Source organism: Sulfitobacter guttiformis, assembly GCF_003610455.1.
GTDB lineage: Bacteria > Pseudomonadota > Alphaproteobacteria > Rhodobacterales > Rhodobacteraceae > Sulfitobacter > Sulfitobacter guttiformis.
Genome location: NZ_RAQK01000001.1, coordinates 1,838,877 through 1,856,262, shown reverse-complemented (window position 1 = coordinate 1,856,262; position 17,386 = coordinate 1,838,877). Strand labels below are relative to the sequence as shown.

Sequence of the window (17,386 nt, the reverse complement as noted above, 5' to 3'; positions counted from 1 at the left end):
CGTCCGGCGTTCCTGCGTAAAAAGGCCCACTCATGACCCGCTATACCCCGTCCGAAATCGAATCCCGCTGGCAAGCCGTTTGGGAGAGCAGCGAGATTTTCAAGGCTGTGCGATCCGCTGACAAGCCGAAGTATTACGTACTTGAGATGTTCCCCTACCCATCGGGGCGCATCCATATGGGTCATGTGCGCAACTATACCCTTGGGGATGTCATTGCCCGCTATAAGCTGGCCAAGGGTTTCAATGTTTTGCATCCTATGGGCTGGGATTCGTTTGGTCTGGCAGCTGAAAACGCTGCCATGCAAAAGGGCATTCACCCCGGCACATGGACCTACCAGAATATCGAGGACATGAAGAGCCAGATGAAGCCGCTCGGCTTCTCGCTTGATTGGTCCCGCGAAATTGCGACCTGCCACCCTGATTACTATCAGCATCAACAGGCTATGTTTATCGACATGATCGAGGCTGGATTAATCTACCGCAAGAACGCGGTCGTGAACTGGGATCCTGTCGATATGACAGTTCTGGCGAACGAGCAGGTCGAACAGGGGCGCGGCTGGCGCTCGGGCGCACTTGTGGAGCGACGCGAGCTGACGCAGTGGTTCTTCAAAATCTCGGACTACTCTGACGAATTGCTGGGCGCTCTGGACACCCTCGAGAACTGGCCCGCCAAAGTGCGGCTGATGCAGGAAAACTGGATCGGGAAGTCGCGCGGACTTCAATTTGCCTTCTCGACCATAAATGCACCGGACGGACATGACCGCATCGAAGTCTACACGACTCGCCCCGACACGCTCCTCGGCGCAAGCTTTGTCGGCATCTCGCCCGACCACCCGATTGCCAAGCTGCTCGAGCGCGATAACAAGGACGTCGCGGATTTTGTCGCGGAATGTCGCAAGGGCGGGACTACGGAAGAAGCGATCGAGACCGGCGAAAAGCTCGGCATGGATACCGGCATCCGTGTGCGCCATCCCTTTGATACCAGTAAGGAACTGCCGGTCTACATCGCAAACTTTATTCTGATGGAATATGGCACCGGTGCGATTTTTGGCTGTCCCGCACATGATCCGCGCGATTTTGAATTTGCCACAAAGTACGACCTTCCCATCATCTCGACCTATCTGCCGTCCGAAGATGCGGCAGAAGAATTAAGCGAAGCCTATGTGCCGCCAAAGACCGAGAAGGTATTCTACAATCGCGGCTTCGCGGGCGAGCAGTGGCAGACCGGCCTTGAAGCCATCGACGCCGCCATCGCGTTCTGCGAATCGCAGGGTGTGGGCCAAGGCGTGACAAAATTCCGCCTTCGGGACTGGGGCCTGTCGCGGCAACGCTACTGGGGCTGCCCGATCCCCGTGGTTCATTGTGACGACTGCGGTGTGGTGCCGGAGAAAAAAGAGAACCTGCCTGTCAAACTGCCCGAAGATGTAACATTCGATATCCCCGGCAATCCGCTCGACCGGCACACCGAGTGGCGCACAACGCCCTGCCCTGCCTGCGGAAAATCCGCGCAACGCGAAACAGATACGATGGATACCTTCGTCGATTCGTCATGGTACTATGCGCGCTTTACCGCGCCCCATGCCGATACGCCGACCGTGATGGAGGACGCCGAATACTGGATGAACGTCGACCAATATATTGGCGGGGTTGAGCATGCGATCCTGCATCTGCTCTATGCCCGCTTCTTTGCGCGCGCGATGCAGATTACCGGCCATTTGCCCAAAACAGCGATTGAGCCCTTTGACGCCCTTTTTACACAAGGGATGGTGACCCACGCTATTTATACTTCTGTCGGCGCAGATGACCGTCCGGTCTTCCATTACCCGGAAGAGGTGGAGGTTAAAGGCGATAAGGCGTTTCTCAAACAGGGCGGCGCAGAGGTTAAAATCATCCCGTCCGCAAAAATGTCCAAATCCAAAAACAACGTGGTTGATCCGCTAAGCATCATCTCCTCCTTCGGTGCCGATACTGCCCGCTGGTTCGTGTTAAGCGATTCCCCCCCAGAGCGTGACGTGGAATGGACAGCATCCGGCGCCGAGGCTGCCTATAAGCATCTCGGTCGCGTATGGAACATCAGCGCCAGAATCGCCGCGATGCAAGACGGTGCAGATGGCGAGAACGATCAAGATCTGTTGAAGCAGATGCACAAGGCAACACATGATGTCACCATGGCTGTCGAGAGCTTTGGCTTCAACGCAGCCATTGCCAAGCTCTACGGCTTTACCGCCACATTGCAAAAGTCCAACGCATCCAAGGCGGCACAGCGCGAGGCAGTCCTGACACTGGCACAGCTCATGTCGCCCATGACACCGCACCTTGCCGAAGATATTTGGGCGACTCAGGGCGGAGAAGGACTGATCGCTACCGCGCCTTGGCCCGTGGCGGACGAGGCCATGCTCAAGGACGACACGGTAACCTTGCCCATTCAGGTTAACGGCAAGCGGCGCGGCGAAATTGATGTACCCGCCGATATGCCCAAGGAAGAAGTTGAGAAGCTGGCACTTGCCCATCCTGCGGTCATCCGTATCCTTGAGGGCGGAACACCCAAGAAGGTGATCGTGGTACCGGGGCGGATTGTAAATGTCGTTGTATAGCCGCCGCAGCTTGCTTGCCCTGCCGCTCGCCCTTGCGGCTTGCGGATTTACCCCTGTCTACGGAATCGACGGGACGGGAAGCAAATTGCGCAATCAGGTATTGGTCGCTGAGCCGTCGACACAGGCGGGCTATCTTCTCACGCGCCAACTGGAAACACGGCTGGGGCGCAGCGACAACGCGGCCCGCTATGCGTTGGATCTGACGATCGACACCAGCGAGGAAGGCCTTGCTATCAATCCAGCCGGTGACATCACCCGCTTCAACCTGATCGGGCGCGTGGATTATGCATTGCGCGATATGATTGCCGGTACCGTAGTGACCTCGGGCAAGGTGGAAAACTTCACCGCGTATTCCGCCATCGGTACAACGGTTGCCGCCCTCGCGGCCGAACGCGACGCGATTGAACGGCTGATGGTCATTCTGGGCGACCAGATCACGGCGCGTCTCTTCGCTGCGGATCTGCCTGTATGAAACTTGGCCGCCGCGACGGGGCAGGTATTGTTGCAAAACCGCCCCCAGACAAACTGGGCCTCTTGATTTATGGCAGCGATGCAATGCGCGTGGCGCTCAAGCGTCAGGAATATCTCAAAGCACTCTTGGGCCCCGCCGCTGAAGAGGAGATGCGCCTGACCCGCATCCCCGCCGGCGATTTGCGTCGCGAACCCGCGCTGCTGATGGACGCAATAAAGGCGGTCGGATTTTTTCCGGGCCCTCGCGCCGCCTTTATCGAGGGCGCGAACGAGCTGGTCTCGGGAATAATAATCGAAACATTGAGCGACTGGCAGCCGGGTGATGCCCAAATTGTAGTAACTGCGGGCGATCTGAAAAAAACATCCAAACTACTCAAAACATTCGAGGGGCACCGCAATGCCTATGCCTGGGGCATATTTGACGATCCCCCGGACCGCGGCGAAATCGAGCGCTTGCTGAGCGATGCGAAACTGCGCGCAGATGGGCCAGCCATGGCATCCCTTGAAGATCTCGCGCGAAGCCTTGATCCGGGTGATTTTCGTCAGACCCTTGAAAAGCTGTCCCTGTATAAGCTGAGCGAGGCGGGTACCCCCGTAAGTCTGCAGGACATCGCAGCCTGCGCACCCGCGTCTGTTGAAGCGGCTGTTGATGATATACTGAACATCGTTGCCGAGAAGAAATCAGCGCAGATCGGCCCGCTTATGAGCCGCTTGCAAAGTCAGGGGGTCAACGCCGTGACCCTAAGCATTATGGCCATGCGCCATTTCCGGACACTGCACCGCACCGCCTGCACCCCTGGCGCACCGATCTGGGGTGTGCGTGACCGTGACCGCGTACAGCGTCAATCGCGGGACTGGGGCGTGAACAAGCTGGAAACAGCACTGGGTATCCTGACCGATACCGATCTACAGCTACGCTCGGCAGGGCAGACCGCCCCGTCTATGGCGATCATCGAGCGGACGTTTATCCGACTGGCCATGTTTGGCGCCAGCTAACCCACCAGGAGAAAATGAGCATGTATAAAGTTATCGGTGGCGTAAAAACCCGTGCCTTTCGCGTTATCTGGATGCTGGAGGAGCTGGGCCAGCCCTATGAGTTGATTCCTGCAGGCCCGCGCTCGGACGAGGCCAAGCAATACAATCCGACTGGTAAGGTACCTGCCTTGATGGATAGTGATGCTTTGCTCACCGATTCAGTCGCGATCATGCAATACCTTGCGGACAAGCACGGCATGCTGACAGCACCCGCAGGCACAATCGAACGCGCGCAGCAGGATGCGATGTTGTTCTGGCTCATTGATGAATTCGATGCAGTGCTATGGGCCGCGGCCAAGCACAGCTTTGTCTGGCCCGAAGATATGCGCGTGCCGGCAATCAAGGACAGCCTGAAGGCGGAATTTGCCCGCTCGGCGTCTGTCCTGTCGGAGCGCCTCAAAGGACCTTTCCTGATGGGCGAGAAAATTACCGTGCCCGACCTTTTAGCGGTGCACTGTCTCAACTGGTCGATCGGTGCGGGTTTTGCCCCCGTGGACGAGCGGCTGGCAAGCTGGGCCTCTGAGTTGCGAAAGCGCGATGCATTCAAGGCAACCCGTGCACGCGACGCAAGTTAATCTAGGTATTTAATCGCGCCGCTGCGTGGCGGCCCGCCCACGCCCCTGTCGCCAGACATGCCGTGATCAGATAGCCGCCAGTCGGCGCTTCCCAGTCCAGCATTTCCCCTACAGCATAGGTGTTCGGCAAGGCTTTGATCATCAGCGCGTCATCAACAGCAGCTTGCGCAATCCCCCCCGCAGTCGAGATCGCCTCGTCCATCGGACGCAATCCGCCATGACGCACGGGCAGCGCTTTTATCACCGACGCAAGGTGCGCAGGCGCGCTCGGCAACGGCATTGCCATTTCCTGCAAGAGTGCAATTTTCGCTGCATCCAGCTTGAGCGATTTGCGGATGTGACTGGTCAGCGTCGCCTTGCCACGAGGTTTGGATAGTTTCTGCGCAATCGCCTGCACAGTGAGGTCAGGCATCAGATCCAGCACCAGCGGATGCCCCTCCCGCACGCCGCGTGACACCGAATAAATACCCCCCCCTTCAAGCCCGTGACGAGACAAGACAGCCTCGCCGCGTGAGGAGTATGGACCACTGCTCAACGCAATACTCTTGAGCGCAGTGCCAAGATGTTTGTCCATAAAATCAGTCCATTTAATCGAAAGGCCTGCATTTGCGGGCGCAAAGGGCCGCAGGCGCAAACCTTTTTCCAGCAATACAGGATACCACGCCCCGTCTGAGCCGAGGCGCTTCCAGCTGGCACCGCCCAGCGCAAGGATCGTGGCATCAGGCGTGATGGTTTGTGCACCCTGTGGCGTATCAAAAGCAAGGGATGCGCCCGCCCATCCCGTCCAGCGCCAGCGCGTGTTAATCGTCACACCGAGATCATTCAATCGGGCCAGCCATGCCCGCAGCAGTGGTGAGGCTTTCATGGTTTTCGGAAACACGCGCCCCGTTGTTCCGGTGAACATCTCCTGCCCGAGGCCCTGCGCCCATGTTTGCACTTCATCAGGGCCAAAGGCCTTCAGCATCGGGGCCAGCCATGTAGTAGTATCCGTATAAGCCGCGTGAAACGCACTTTCGGGTTCTTCTTTTGTCAGGTTCAGACCGGATTTACCCGCCATCAGGAATTTGCGTCCTACGGATGGCTTTGCATCGCATAATGTCACGGAAATGCCGGCCTGTGCCATTACTTCGGCGGCCATCAATCCCGCAGGACCGCTGCCGATCACCACTGCATGTTTCATGTCGTTTCCTTCGGAGCCATCGGCAGGCCCCCTTTAATTTCAATGATCCGCTGCGGGAACGGGATTTCGATGCCATTATCTTTTAGCGCATTCCAAACGATGAAAAGCACGTCTGAGGTGTATTTGTTCGGCCCGTCATCAAGACCATTCACCCAGAATTCAACCGCGAAATTAATACCGCTATCGCCAAAGCCGCGTAATTCGCAGTCAGGTGGATAAGGCAGTTGAAGCACCTCTGGATGCTTGGATACGGCAGTACTGATAATATCGGGCACCAAGTTGATGTCAGTGTCATAACTCACCGAGAATTCGGCCTCGTACCGGTTGGCAGAACCGGAGTCAGAATAGTTGACGACGCGTGTCGTGATAAAATCTTCGTTTGGGACCATGATCCAGCGGCCATCGAACGTCTCAAGAATGGCTGCGCGTGCAGTCATCTTGACGATTTTGCCCTGCTCTCCGCCGTCCAGCGCGACGTAGTCACCCACGGTGGCCTGTCCTTCGACCAACAGTATAACACCCGAAATAAAGTTGGACGCGATTTTTTGCAGACCAAAACCGAGACCCACACCGATGGCACCGCCCAATACCGCCAGCGCCCCTAGGTTGATGCCCATGACGTTCATCAGAACCAGAAATGCCACGCCAAAGATCATAAATTCGACTGTTTTAATCAAAAGCTGACGGATAGACGGGCGCATTTCTTGTTTCTGTATCAGCGCCGAGGTTTGGCTGTTGGACCATTGACCCAGCCAAAAAAGCAATGATCCTGCGATCAGCCCGCGCACAATCGACATCAGCGAGAAGCGGATATTGCCAACACCGACTACCGTATCCGTCAGTTGCAAGCTAACCAGATCCAGCAGGCCCACTGCATAAAGCGCCGCGATTGGCAGCAACATGAAGCGTCCAAGCAGCTTGAGAAACGGGTCATTGAGAATATCGCGGACGAAAGCCCGCACTGCCAGAAACAAAAACAGCCGCTTACCAAAAGCAATCACTGCGCCGCTGTCGAACATCGAGCGGACGACCTGCTCTCCGATACCTGTTAATGCATAGGCCAGCAGCGGCAGGATCAGCGGTAGGAATTGCAGAATGAACAGGCGCGGCGCGGTGAATATATTTTGAAGACCAGCGGGGTCGATCAGGTTTTTTAATGCTGGACGCAGGCGACGTGATATCAACACTGCCAAGAGATAGGCACCTACAAGAATTGCAAACTGCGACCATGCCGCCGGGCTCAGCAGCCAGCTCTTTGCGAGATCAAAGCCCTGAAGGGCATACCCCGCTATTTGCTGGACGATGGGGGGATATTGCGTCAGGTCAAAATTCATACCAGCGGCCTTGCTTATGCGTTCTAGCGTCCCACTCTCATGGAGGAGCGGAGCAGGAGGATCAAGTGGCGCGCACTCTCGACATTACTACCAGCGATCCGGTTTGCCCGGTCTGTGACAGACCCATCCCCAAGGGCGTCCCCCAAAGTGCCCACCACTTGATCCCGAAACTAAAAGGTGGAAAGGGCGGGCCAACGGTCCTGCTTCATCATATTTGCCACCGCGAAATTCACGCCAGTCTGACTGAGGCTGAACTGGCGCGCGATTACAGAACTGTTGACGCTCTGCGTGCGCATCCAAGACTGGCGAAGTTCGCGACATGGGTGCGCAAGCGGCCCCCCGGGTTTCTGTCGAAAATACCGGGGGGTATGCGCAAGCGGTAGAACTATGTTACCCGTTGCAAACGACATCCCAAATTCAGGAAAAAACCATGCGCATCGCATTTGTCCTTAGCTCTCTCCTGCTTCTCGTAGCTTGCGATGTGCCGTTCGTTCCTCTCATTTAAAGGCTGCCGTTACCGGCACATCGCCTTGATTCCATGGGCGATATGCAGTGGTGCCGCGACCGTATCGCCGCACAGTGCCCGAGCCGTTTCAGCGAGAACGTCAGCCCCTACGATACGGTCGATGAGGCCCCATGCAAGCGCCTCTTCAGCCAGAATATTTTGGCCACCCATCAAAATAATCTTTGTTCGTGCAGGGCCAATCAACGCTGTCAAGCGGGCAGGATCGCTGGGTTGCGGTAGAAAGCCAAGCTTCATTACCGGATAGAAGAATTTGGCAGGCGGCACTGCGATGCGCATATCGCAGGCCAGTGCCATACCCATCGCCCCCCCCGCCAGCGTGCCGTTAAGCGCCGCAATCGTCAGGCCAGGCAAGATCGCGATAGCGCCCGAGAGCCGCTCCCAAAGGTCCGAGACAGCAAGTCCGGCACGCGCCGCCTCAAGATCGGCACCGGCACTAAAAATTGTGCCGCGCCCTGTCAGGATTACAGCACGGGCCTCGCCCGCGCTTTCCATTATGTCGCACAGCTCAAGCAGCATATCCTTGGTCAGGGCATTCGCCTTGTCGGGCCGGTTGAGAGTGACAGTCCAGATGCCACTCGCCTTGGACAGTTCGATCATATCAGTCCAACCGCGCGGCGAATGTTTTCTTCCCGCAGGGATATTTCTTCGCCGCAGTATTTGTCCGCTTCCGCACTACACATCCACAGCAGGCATTTTGCGGGCCAATCGGCAGGGATATGTGTCTCCCAGTCCAGCTGGCTCACTGGATTGATGCCTGATGCCTTGATCTTGCGCTGCATTTCGGTTGCGACAGTGCCCGGTGACAGTCCGATCGCGCGAATGCCGTTGGCGCCCTCCTCCAGATGCAAGGAACGGCCCATCATGTTTACAGCCGCTTTGGACGCGCAATAGGCGCTCCATGCCTCGATTGCATTGTGTGCAGCACCCGAACTGATCGTGAGGATCGAACCACCACCGCCCGCCTTCATTACAGGCAACGCCGCATGCATCCCGTTGAAGACCCCCTTCACATTAATATCGATGAGCTGGCCCCAAGCGTCGGGATCGGCGTCGCCCAGATGGCTGATAGGATCGACCACGCCTGCATTGTTAATAAGAACGTCAAGGCCGCCGAACACCTGAACTGTCGTGGCCACAGCCGCAGACATCTCGCCATAGCGCGCCACGTTGCACGGGATCGCGATGGCCCTCTCCCCGATCTCGCCCGCGAGGGCCGCAATATCATCCTGTGAGCGGGCAAGCAGGGCCACATTGGCCCCTGCGTTGGCGAAAACCCGCGCAGCTTCAGCCCCGATACCACGGCTTGCGCCTGTGATCATTACGGTTTTTCCGGTCATATCCATTGGTAATCTCCCTGAATTTACGGGTTATGTCTTTGATCTCTGGCCTGAACCTAACGCGGCATCGCGTGAGGGACCAGCCTGCACCAACATGGTCGTGCGACGAGGCACCCCTTGACCCTTTGCCTGCTTTGGCGGACCTTAGTAGCTAAATCAAAAACGCGCTGGCGTCGCTTTCGTAGCCTAGGATTTCCTGACATGTCTATTGACCGAATCTTTCTTACCTCAACCGCTCTGGGTCTATCGCTTTTCGGGACATCCGCACTTGCCGACATAACCGCCGCAGAAATCTGGGGCGACTGGCGCGCATATCTCGAAGGAATGGGATATTCCGTGAGCGCTACGGAGGCGGCAGGTAACGGCGCACTGGCGGTTAACGACATCACAGTAAAGGGGAGCAGCGAAACGGGGGACGCGGCAGTTATCCTTCAGCTCGGAACTCTTCGATTTATCGAAAACGGCGATGGCAGTGTCGATGTGGTAATGCCCGAGAGCATGCCCATAAAAATCGATATTCCTGCCGAAGGAGCGACGCCTCCCGCAACCATGGAAATTGTCTACAGCCAAACAGGTCATAAAATGACGGCCCGCGGTGATGCTGCTGCAATTGCTTACGACTACACTGCCGATGCTTTTGGTCTGGCACTGACCACACTCACGGTTGACGGTGATGTGTTGGATCAGAACAGCGCGAGATTCGCGCTAAACGGTACGGACCTGACTTCAAAAACCGAAGTGACCACAGGCGACAGCCGCACCTACGTCCAGAACATGCAAATCGGCGGTGCGACATATGATGTGTTTTTCAAGGACCCGGACGGTCTGGAGGCAGTCGCACTCAATAGCACGCTGGCTGCACTGGCGTTTTCAGGGATAAGCGTGCTGCCCACAGATGTGATGCCGCAGACGCAGGATCTCGCGCCATTGCTGGAGTCGGGGTTTTCCTTTGACGGCACTTTCGGGGTCAACGGCACGCAAACCGAAGTCGTGGTTACGTCGGAAGAAGGCGATACGAAGATCAAAACCGCCTCGGCGCGCTCCGAGTTGGCTGTGGCCATGGGGCAAAACGGCATCCGCTACAGTACCGCTGCAAAGGAAGTGCAGGTCGGCGGACAGTTGGCTGGATTGCCCTTTCCGCTGTTCATCGAAATGGCAGAGGCGGGGTTTGAATTAACCGCCCCTGTGCTCAAGGCAGCCACCCCTCAGGATTTCAAATTCGGTTTCAACATGACCGATTTCACGATGTCCGATATTATCTGGGCATTATTCGATCCCGCAGGTCAATTGCCCCGCGATCCTGCGACGGTAGTGCTGGATCTAAGCGGAAAGGCAAGAGTACTGGTTGATGGCCTATCTTCAGGGGTCGCACAACAGATGGCCGCGACAGGTGCTGCGCCTGCCGAAGTCGAAGCTCTCACAATCAACCGCCTGACTGCGGATGCCATTGGTGCAAAAATTGAGGCAACGGGTGACCTGACCTTTGACAACACAGACAAACTTACGTTGCCTGGCTTTCCAAAGCCCGTGGGTGACATCAATATCGACATCTCCGGTGCGAACGGCCTAATGGACAAACTCACTGCGATGGGGATTCTACCGGCTGACCAAGCCATGGGCGCCCGAATGATGATGGGGCTATTTGCTGTGCCCGGTGCAGAGCCTGACACACTGAAATCAAGAATCCAGTTTGACGAAACAGGTCAAATTCTCGCCAACGGGCAACGCATTAAATAAGGCGGTACTGTGGTGCCAGAGGAAAGGCGGCCTTTGACTGGCCGCTCTTTCTTTTTGGGTGCGCCCTTGCGGGAATAGGCCTGCGCCGCTACCTCTATGCCCTGATCAGGAGAGTATGATGACCCAACCCCTTGATGCGCTGACTGCGCAGATGCTCGACGCCGCAAAAACCGCTGGGGCCGACAGCGCGGATGCCATGGCTGTGCGCGGCACATCGCTGTCTGTTGACGTACGCGGCGGCACGCTTGAAGAAGCTCAGCGCGAAGAAGGAACCGATATCGGTTTGCGGGTCTTTGTAGGGCAACGCAGCGCCATCGTATCCGCCTCCGACACATCGAGGCGCACTTTGTCGGAGATGGCAGAACGCGCGGTTGCTATGGCTCGCGAAGCACCCGAAAATCCCTATGCGGGACTTGCCCATGCCGATCAGATCGTCACTGAATGGGACGCGGACGCGCTAGAGTTATTCGATTCAACACCAGAGCCTGATCCAGCCGCGCTGCAAGAAGATGCCGCCCAAGCCGAAGCCGCAGCTTTGGCGGTGGATGGTATTTCTCAAGTTCAGTCCGCCAGTGCCGGATATGGCGCGCGTGAGGTGCATCTGGCTGGAACAAACGGTTTTTCGGGCGGATATCGCCGTAGTGATCGTGGACTGAGCTGTGTTGCGATTGCCGGCACCGGCAATTCGATGGAACGGGACTATGACGGCGACAGCCGCATTTTCCAACGTGACCTGCGCAGTGCGGCAGAGATCGGGCGCACTGCAGCGGAACGAACGCTCAAGCGTATTAATCCGCGCAAGCCGCCCACCGGAAGTTATCCGGTTCTGTTTGACGAGCGCATTTCAGGTTCGCTAATCGGGCACCTTTTGGGCGCGATCAATGGCAGTGCGATTACACGCGGAGCATCGTTTCTGCGCCATGCCATGGGTGAACAGGTTCTACCGAAGGGCCTGTCGCTGATCGAGGATCCGCACCGCACCCGCATTGGTGGCAGTCGTCCCTTCGATGCCGAGTTTTTGCCAACGGCAAAGCGCGCGATGATCGAAGACGGCGTTTTGAACGGTTGGACGCTGGACCTTGGCACAGGGCGCCAACTCGGTCTGCCCTCTACTGGCAATGCCGCACGCGGGACCAGCTCTGGCCCCTCGCCCTCTCCGTGGAATATCGAACTGACCCAAGGGGAGGCGAGCCGCGCCGACCTGATCCGCGATATGGGGACGGGACTTTTAGTGACCTCCATGATAGGATCGACCATCAATCCCAACACGGGTGATTATTCACGCGGGGCGGCAGGCCTGTGGATCGAAAACGGCGAAATTACTTATGCGGTTAACGAGTGTACGATTGCGGGCAATCTGCGCGACATGCTGCTGGCCATGATTCCAGCGAACGACGCCCGCACCCACCTGAGCCGCGTCGTCCCCTCCCTTCTCATACCCGGTATGACCATTGCCGGCAGCTGATCTCCCCCTGTTGATTGATGTAGTACGCATGGCGGGTCGTGTCGCAACAAGCTTTGTCGGGAAATCGGCCAGGCGGTGGGACAAACCGGGAGGTGCGGGACCCGTGACCGAGGCCGATCTGGCAGTCAATGACATGCTCAAGCATCAGCTGTTGCTGGCGCGCCCGGACTACGGCTGGCTATCGGAAGAAACCGAGGATGGTGCAAAGCGTCTGATGCATGACCGTGTGTTCATTGTTGATCCTATCGACGGCACGCGCAGTTTTACCGAAGGTGGCGATACTTGGGCACATGCAATTGCGGTGGCTGAGAGAGGTCAGGTGACCGCTGCTGTTGTGTTCCTGCCGCTGCGCGATCTTCTGTATACAGCTGCTTTGGGTGGGGGTGCCTTTCTCAATGGCGCACCAATTGCGGCTTCACCCGTGACCAGTTTTGAACAGGCGTGTATCCTTGCGGCCAAACCTGCACTTCTGGGCACGGTATGGGGTAGTGGTGCCTGTCCGCCCTTCAAACCCGCGTATCGCCCCTCTCTGGCGTACCGTCTGGGGCTGGTCGCGCAGGGATCATTTGACGGTATGCTCACCCTCAGGCCCAGCTGGGAATGGGATATTGCCGCAGGGGCCCTCATCGTCGCCGAAGCAGGTGGCACAATCACCAATCAGCGCGGTGGAGCCTTGCTGTTCAACAATCCCGACCCAAGGCTTGACGGTGTTGTCGCAGGCGGTTCGGCCATTCAGGCCGCACTGCTTGACGCGCTGCTGTAACAGACCTGCGTGCTTGACGGCATGGGTCTGCGCCGTGCAAACACATTTAAAGTAATGTCAAAGGACCTATCGCCATGACCCAACGCCTGCACCTTGTTTTCGGGGGCGAGCTGGTAACGCCCAGCGAAAATACATTCAAGAATGTTGACGACCTACATATTGTCGGAATTTTTCCCAACTATGATGCCGCATATGACGCATGGAAAAACGAAGCTCAGCGCACAGTCGATAATGCTCACATGCGCTATTTCATTGCCCACCTGCACCGCCTCCGCGACGAAGCAACGCCTGCCTCTTCCACCGAAGAGCTGGGCTAAACCAGTATGGCCGGCTCCTTTGGTCTGACTGCTTATCGTGCGTTGGTACGGCGCGGGGAGGCGCGGATGCCGGTCTTTGATAAGCTCCGTCCAGTGGGGGAGCTGCTGTGGATACATTGCGCAGAAGGCGAGGCATTTCTGGCCGTGCAGGATCTTGCGAGTCGCCAGATAGCTGGCAGGCCGGGCCTGAATGTACTCATATCAATGACCGCCTTGCCCCGTGACACCGACAGGGACGATGCAACGCTACCTTTGGGTGTGCACCTAACCGTTGTCTGCGACGAACACCCTGAAAGTGTCGCCGCATTTCTAGACCATTGGGCCCCGAATTGCTGTGTCTGGATATGGGGCGGTTTGCGGCCAAATCTGATCCTCATGGCATCACAGCGCAATTGCGTTCTCTACCTAGTAGATGCTGACACCGCAGGCTTTGACGGCCGTCGCGACCGCTGGCTGCCTGATGTGGCCCGAAATTTGTTGCCGCTGTTTACAGCAGTGATGGTCAGAACCCCGGCTACTGCGCGGCGTCTGGCGCAATTGGGCCTCGAAAAGGACGACATCGAGATTACGAGTGCGCTGCAAGCGGGTGGTCAGGCTTTGCCTTGCAACGAGACCGATCTGGCCGACCTTGCCTCAACCTGTGTGGGCCGCGCCATTTGGTTTGCGAACGGCGTCCAGCAAGAAGAGCTGCAAACCGTACTGGCTGCCCACCGGCAGGCGCTGCGGCTGTCGCACCGTCTGCTGCTGGTGTTGCGCCCGGCAGGCAACCTCACTGCACAAGACGCTTTTGCCGAAGCCCGTGCGCAAGAATTCAGGGTACTGAGCTGGGATGACGGCAATTACCCTGACGAGACGACGCAGGTGTTGATTAGTGATGACGTCCGTGATGTTGGCCTGTTTTACCGCGTGGCACCTGTGTCATTTCTGGGTGGATCCCTTGTGGCAGGACGGCACGGCGTTGACCCGCTGGAGGCAGCGGCGTTGGGATCTGCAGTGCTTTATGGCCCGCGCGTAGGCCGCCATTTGCAAAGTTATTCACGCCTCGCAACCGCCGGTGCAGCGCGTATTATCAACGACAGTGCCGCGCTTGGAATGGCCGTTTCACGCCTTGTGGCACCGGATCAGGCGGCGCTGATGGCGCATGCCGGTTGGGATGTGGTGACCGAAGGTGCGGCGCTCACCGACCGCATCACCGATCTGGTACAAGACACCCTTGATACACTTCAGGGGGTGTCCTGATGCGTGCCCCTGATTTCTGGCACCGGCCCCGCGCAGGGATTAGGGCGCGGCTGCTTCAACCGCTCGGCGCCCTTTATGCCCGCGCGACCGCGCGGCGGTTGGCGCATGGTACGCCTATGCAAATGGATATCCCCGTTGTGTGTATCGGCAACATCAACGCGGGCGGCACGGGCAAAACGCCCACGGTGATCGCAGTGGCTGAATATCTGCGGGATTTCTACCTTGAACCTCATATTGTATCCCGAGGGTACGGTGGGACGCTTGAAGGGCCTGTTCAAGTGAACCCGTCCCAGCATACCGCCGCCCAAGTAGGCGATGAGCCGCTCTTACTTGCCGCGTTTGCCGAAGTATGGGTTGCCAAGGACCGCGCCGCGGGAGCCAAAGCTGCGCAGGCGGCAGGAGCGCAGGCGATTGTGCTGGATGATGGATTTCAGAATCCTGCGCTGGCCTATGATCTGAGCATCGTTGTAGTGGATGCACAAAAGGGATTCGGCAACGGATTGTGCCTGCCTGCGGGTCCTCTGCGTGAGCCGGTGCAGACAGGCCTCGCGCGAGCTGACCTGCTGCTGTCGATCGGCGATATGGCTGCACAGGATAAGTTTGACACCAGCGCCGTTCCAGCAGGTCTGCCGCACGTGCGCGCCCACCTGGCCCCCTTGCAAACGGGCATGGACTGGACCGACACTCCCCTGCTGGCCTTTGCGGGTATCGCACATCCGGAGAAGTTTTTTTCCACTTTACGCGGCCTTGGAGCTACGCTCGTCCATGCTGAGCCGCTCGAGGATCATCAACCGTTGACGAGCGCACTTCTATCAAGGCTTGAAGCGGATGCCCGTGCGAAAGGTGCGCAACTGGTGACCACAGAAAAAGACGCTGTGCGCTTGCCGCCTGCCTTTCGGACAAAAGTGATTACACTGCCCGTCAGGCTTAAGCTGGAGGAGGGCAATGCGCTTTACACTGCCCTCAAGAAGCTTGCCGAGGCGGCCCGAAAGACGTGATTATCCATCTTCGCCCAGTTTGGGCGCGGCACGGTGTAATGACAGTTCTGCGCCCGAAAACTTGAAGGGGGAGTTTATTCCCGGCACGCCATCAAGCTCGATCTGCATACCACGCGCTTTGACCTGAGGATCGTTGAACGTATCTTCCATCGTGTTGATCGGCCCTGCGGGAACAGTATTTTCCTCGCAGGCCTGCAACAACTCCGTGCGAGTTTTCATACGTGTCGCAGCAGCAATGCGCGAATTCATCGCCGGACGGTTCGCCACGCGCAGGGCGTTGCTCGCGTAGTCTGGATCGCTGGCCATATCGTCCAGACCCAACAGCATACACAGTCGGCGGAACTGGCCGTCATTGCCGGTTGCGATGATGATATGCCCATCCGACGTCTCGAATACTTCGTAGGGGGTGAGGTTCGGGTGCGCATTGCCCAGACGTGTCGGGGCAGTGCCGGTGGTAAGGTAGTTCATCGCCTGATTGCCGGTAATCGCCACGGCACAATCCATCAGCGCCATGTCAATGTGCTGGCCCAAGCCGGTGCTGGCGCGCTGGTAGACTGCGGCAAGGATAGCCGTGGTTGAATAGATACCGGTGAAGATGTCGGTGATCGCCATCCCATGCTTTTGCGGCGGGCCGTCCGGCTCTCCGGTGATGGACATCAGACCGGACATACCCTGAATGATAAAGTCATATCCCGGGCGGTGGGCATAGGGACCGGTCTGGCCAAAGCCGGTGATCGAGCAGTAGATCAGCTCGGGAAACCGACCCTTGAGGCTGTGATAGTCGAGACCGTATTTAGCCAGACCTCCCGTTTTGAAATTCTCGATCAGAATGTCAGCGCCTTCCAGAAGCTCCAGCATCTTCGCCTGCCCCTCCGGGCTGCGCAGATCGACAACAACAGAGGCTTTGCCACGGTTCGCCGAATGGAAATAGGACGAGGAGCGATCTTCGCCACGCTCCACAAAAGGAGGGCCCCATTGGCGCGTGTCATCACCTTCGGGGCTCTCGATTTTTATAACCTCCGCACCCAGATCGGACAGGGTCTGGCCCGCCCATGGGCCAGCTAGAACACGGGCCAGCTCAATGACCTTCAGACCTGCAAGCGGGGCAGCCATCAGCCTGCCAATGCTTCGTCTATGATGTCTTTCATAGCATCATACGACATGTTGGAATATTTTTTGCCGTTGATCAAAAAGCTGGGAGTGCTGTCAATATCATCAGCCTCCGCATTTTGCTGATACCATGCGACCATCGCCTGCGCTTGGTCGGCGTCTTGCAAACAAGCCTCGAGGGTCTCGTTGTCCAACCCTGCCAGACGGCCGATCTTGCGCAGTTCCTCAACGATCGCCGCAGGCTCACCCGCTCTGGTCCAACCTGCCTGATCAGCGTAAATCATGTCGGCTATGCCAAAGAATTTCTCGGGTCCACCACAGCGCGCCACAAGTGAAGCCCACAAACCAAAGCGGTCAAAGAAGACCTCGCGGTAAACAAACTTGATCTTTCCGGTATCGATGTAATCCGCCTTCAGCTGCTTGTAGGCACCTGTGTGGAAGGTCGCGCAATGCGGGCAGGTAAATGAAGCGTATTCGATGATTTCGACTGTCGCATCAGGGTTGCCTGAAATCATATCGGGAATCGCGGATGTATCTACGTCGCCCGTTGTTGTTTGGGCATTTGCCGCTCCGGGCATTGATGTATCTGCAAGCGATGCATCAGGGAAAGCAACGGTTGTCGTGCTGCGGTTGCTGGTCAGGTACCAGCCGCCGAGACCAACAAAGGCAACGCCACCAAGGAGGATGTTTCTACGGTTCATATCG

Annotated in this window: 17 protein-coding genes; 11 read left to right on the top strand and 6 right to left on the bottom strand. The window is 57.5% G+C overall.

Features of this window, described 5'->3' with window-relative positions:
* Positions 1 to 32: 32 nt before the first annotated feature.
* The 4 genes from leuS to C8N30_RS09155 are packed head-to-tail and all read left to right on the top strand — an operon-like array spanning position 33 to position 4,675.
* On the top strand, positions 33 to 2,594 hold the full coding sequence (leuS, locus tag C8N30_RS09170) for a leucine--tRNA ligase (protein WP_025064209.1): 2,562 nt from the start codon (positions 33 to 35) through the stop codon (positions 2,592 to 2,594).
* Entirely contained in the window at positions 2,581 to 3,066 is a 486-nt protein-coding gene (lptE, locus tag C8N30_RS09165; RefSeq protein WP_025064208.1) for an LPS assembly lipoprotein LptE, read from the top strand. The genes leuS and lptE overlap by 14 nt, the downstream gene beginning before the upstream one ends.
* Entirely contained in the window at positions 3,063 to 4,061 is a 999-nt protein-coding gene (holA, locus tag C8N30_RS09160) for a DNA polymerase III subunit delta (RefSeq protein ID WP_025064207.1), read from the top strand. Before lptE ends, holA begins: the two co-directional genes overlap by 4 nt.
* 20 nt (positions 4,062 to 4,081) lie before the next feature.
* Positions 4,082 to 4,675, top strand: a complete 594-nt coding sequence (locus C8N30_RS09155; protein ID WP_025064206.1) for a glutathione S-transferase family protein — start codon at positions 4,082 to 4,084, stop codon at positions 4,673 to 4,675.
* A 1-nt stretch (position 4,676) separates the two neighbouring features.
* Here the strand turns inward: C8N30_RS09155 and C8N30_RS09150 are convergent, their stop codons facing one another.
* Positions 4,677 to 5,855 carry a TIGR03862 family flavoprotein gene (locus tag C8N30_RS09150; RefSeq protein WP_025064205.1) on the bottom strand — a complete coding sequence of 393 codons (1,179 nt, stop codon included), beginning with the start codon at positions 5,853 to 5,855 and terminating at the stop codon, positions 4,677 to 4,679.
* The gene (locus C8N30_RS09145; RefSeq protein ID WP_037968047.1) at positions 5,852 to 7,189 is read right to left on the bottom strand and encodes a mechanosensitive ion channel family protein; all 1,338 of its coding nucleotides are present in this window, start codon (positions 7,187 to 7,189) and stop codon (positions 5,852 to 5,854) included. Before C8N30_RS09145 ends, C8N30_RS09150 begins: the two co-directional genes overlap by 4 nt.
* A 65-nt stretch (positions 7,190 to 7,254) precedes the next feature.
* On the opposite strand from C8N30_RS09145, the gene C8N30_RS09140 reads away from it, so the two are divergent.
* A complete protein-coding gene (locus tag C8N30_RS09140; protein ID WP_409373585.1) occupies positions 7,255 to 7,572 on the top strand; it encodes an HNH endonuclease family protein in 318 nt (105 codons plus the stop codon).
* Between the two features lie 131 nt (positions 7,573 to 7,703).
* On the opposite strand, the gene C8N30_RS09135 is transcribed toward C8N30_RS09140, so the two are convergent.
* Positions 7,704 to 8,312: an enoyl-CoA hydratase/isomerase family protein gene (locus C8N30_RS09135; protein WP_025064202.1), complete on the bottom strand. Its 609-nt coding sequence runs from the start codon at positions 8,310 to 8,312 to the stop codon at positions 7,704 to 7,706.
* On the bottom strand, positions 8,309 to 9,058 hold the full coding sequence (locus C8N30_RS09130) for an SDR family oxidoreductase (RefSeq protein ID WP_025064201.1): 750 nt from the start codon (positions 9,056 to 9,058) through the stop codon (positions 8,309 to 8,311). Before C8N30_RS09130 ends, C8N30_RS09135 begins: the two co-directional genes overlap by 4 nt.
* Before the next feature lie 195 nt (positions 9,059 to 9,253).
* Here C8N30_RS09130 and C8N30_RS09125 point away from each other — a divergent pair, with 195 nt between their 5' ends.
* The 6 genes from C8N30_RS09125 to lpxK all read left to right on the top strand — a co-directional run bounded on the left by C8N30_RS09125 (position 9,254) and on the right by lpxK (position 15,571).
* Positions 9,254 to 10,789 carry a DUF2125 domain-containing protein gene (locus tag C8N30_RS09125; RefSeq protein ID WP_025064200.1) on the top strand — a complete coding sequence of 512 codons (1,536 nt, stop codon included), beginning with the start codon at positions 9,254 to 9,256 and terminating at the stop codon, positions 10,787 to 10,789.
* A 118-nt stretch (positions 10,790 to 10,907) separates the two neighbouring features.
* Positions 10,908 to 12,254, top strand: coding sequence for a TldD/PmbA family protein (locus C8N30_RS09120; protein WP_025064199.1), 1,347 nt, complete (start codon positions 10,908 to 10,910; stop codon positions 12,252 to 12,254).
* Positions 12,241 to 13,017, top strand: coding sequence for a 3'(2'),5'-bisphosphate nucleotidase CysQ (locus C8N30_RS09115; protein WP_025064198.1), 777 nt, complete (start codon positions 12,241 to 12,243; stop codon positions 13,015 to 13,017). The genes C8N30_RS09120 and C8N30_RS09115 overlap by 14 nt, the downstream gene beginning before the upstream one ends.
* A 74-nt stretch (positions 13,018 to 13,091) precedes the next feature.
* The gene (locus C8N30_RS09110) at positions 13,092 to 13,334 is read left to right on the top strand and encodes a DUF4170 domain-containing protein (RefSeq protein WP_025064197.1); all 243 of its coding nucleotides are present in this window, start codon (positions 13,092 to 13,094) and stop codon (positions 13,332 to 13,334) included.
* 6 nt (positions 13,335 to 13,340) lie between these two features.
* Positions 13,341 to 14,573: a 3-deoxy-D-manno-octulosonic acid transferase gene (locus C8N30_RS09105; RefSeq protein ID WP_025064196.1), complete on the top strand. Its 1,233-nt coding sequence runs from the start codon at positions 13,341 to 13,343 to the stop codon at positions 14,571 to 14,573.
* The gene (lpxK, locus tag C8N30_RS09100) at positions 14,573 to 15,571 is read left to right on the top strand and encodes a tetraacyldisaccharide 4'-kinase (RefSeq protein WP_025064195.1); all 999 of its coding nucleotides are present in this window, start codon (positions 14,573 to 14,575) and stop codon (positions 15,569 to 15,571) included. Before C8N30_RS09105 ends, lpxK begins: the two co-directional genes overlap by 1 nt.
* Here the strand turns inward: lpxK and C8N30_RS09095 are convergent, their stop codons facing one another.
* On the bottom strand, positions 15,572 to 16,684 hold the full coding sequence (locus tag C8N30_RS09095; protein ID WP_025064194.1) for a CaiB/BaiF CoA transferase family protein: 1,113 nt from the start codon (positions 16,682 to 16,684) through the stop codon (positions 15,572 to 15,574). It lies immediately after the preceding gene.
* A complete protein-coding gene (locus tag C8N30_RS09090; protein ID WP_025064193.1) occupies positions 16,684 to 17,382 on the bottom strand; it encodes a DsbA family protein in 699 nt (232 codons plus the stop codon). Before C8N30_RS09090 ends, C8N30_RS09095 begins: the two co-directional genes overlap by 1 nt.
* Positions 17,383 to 17,386 lie beyond the last annotated feature (4 nt).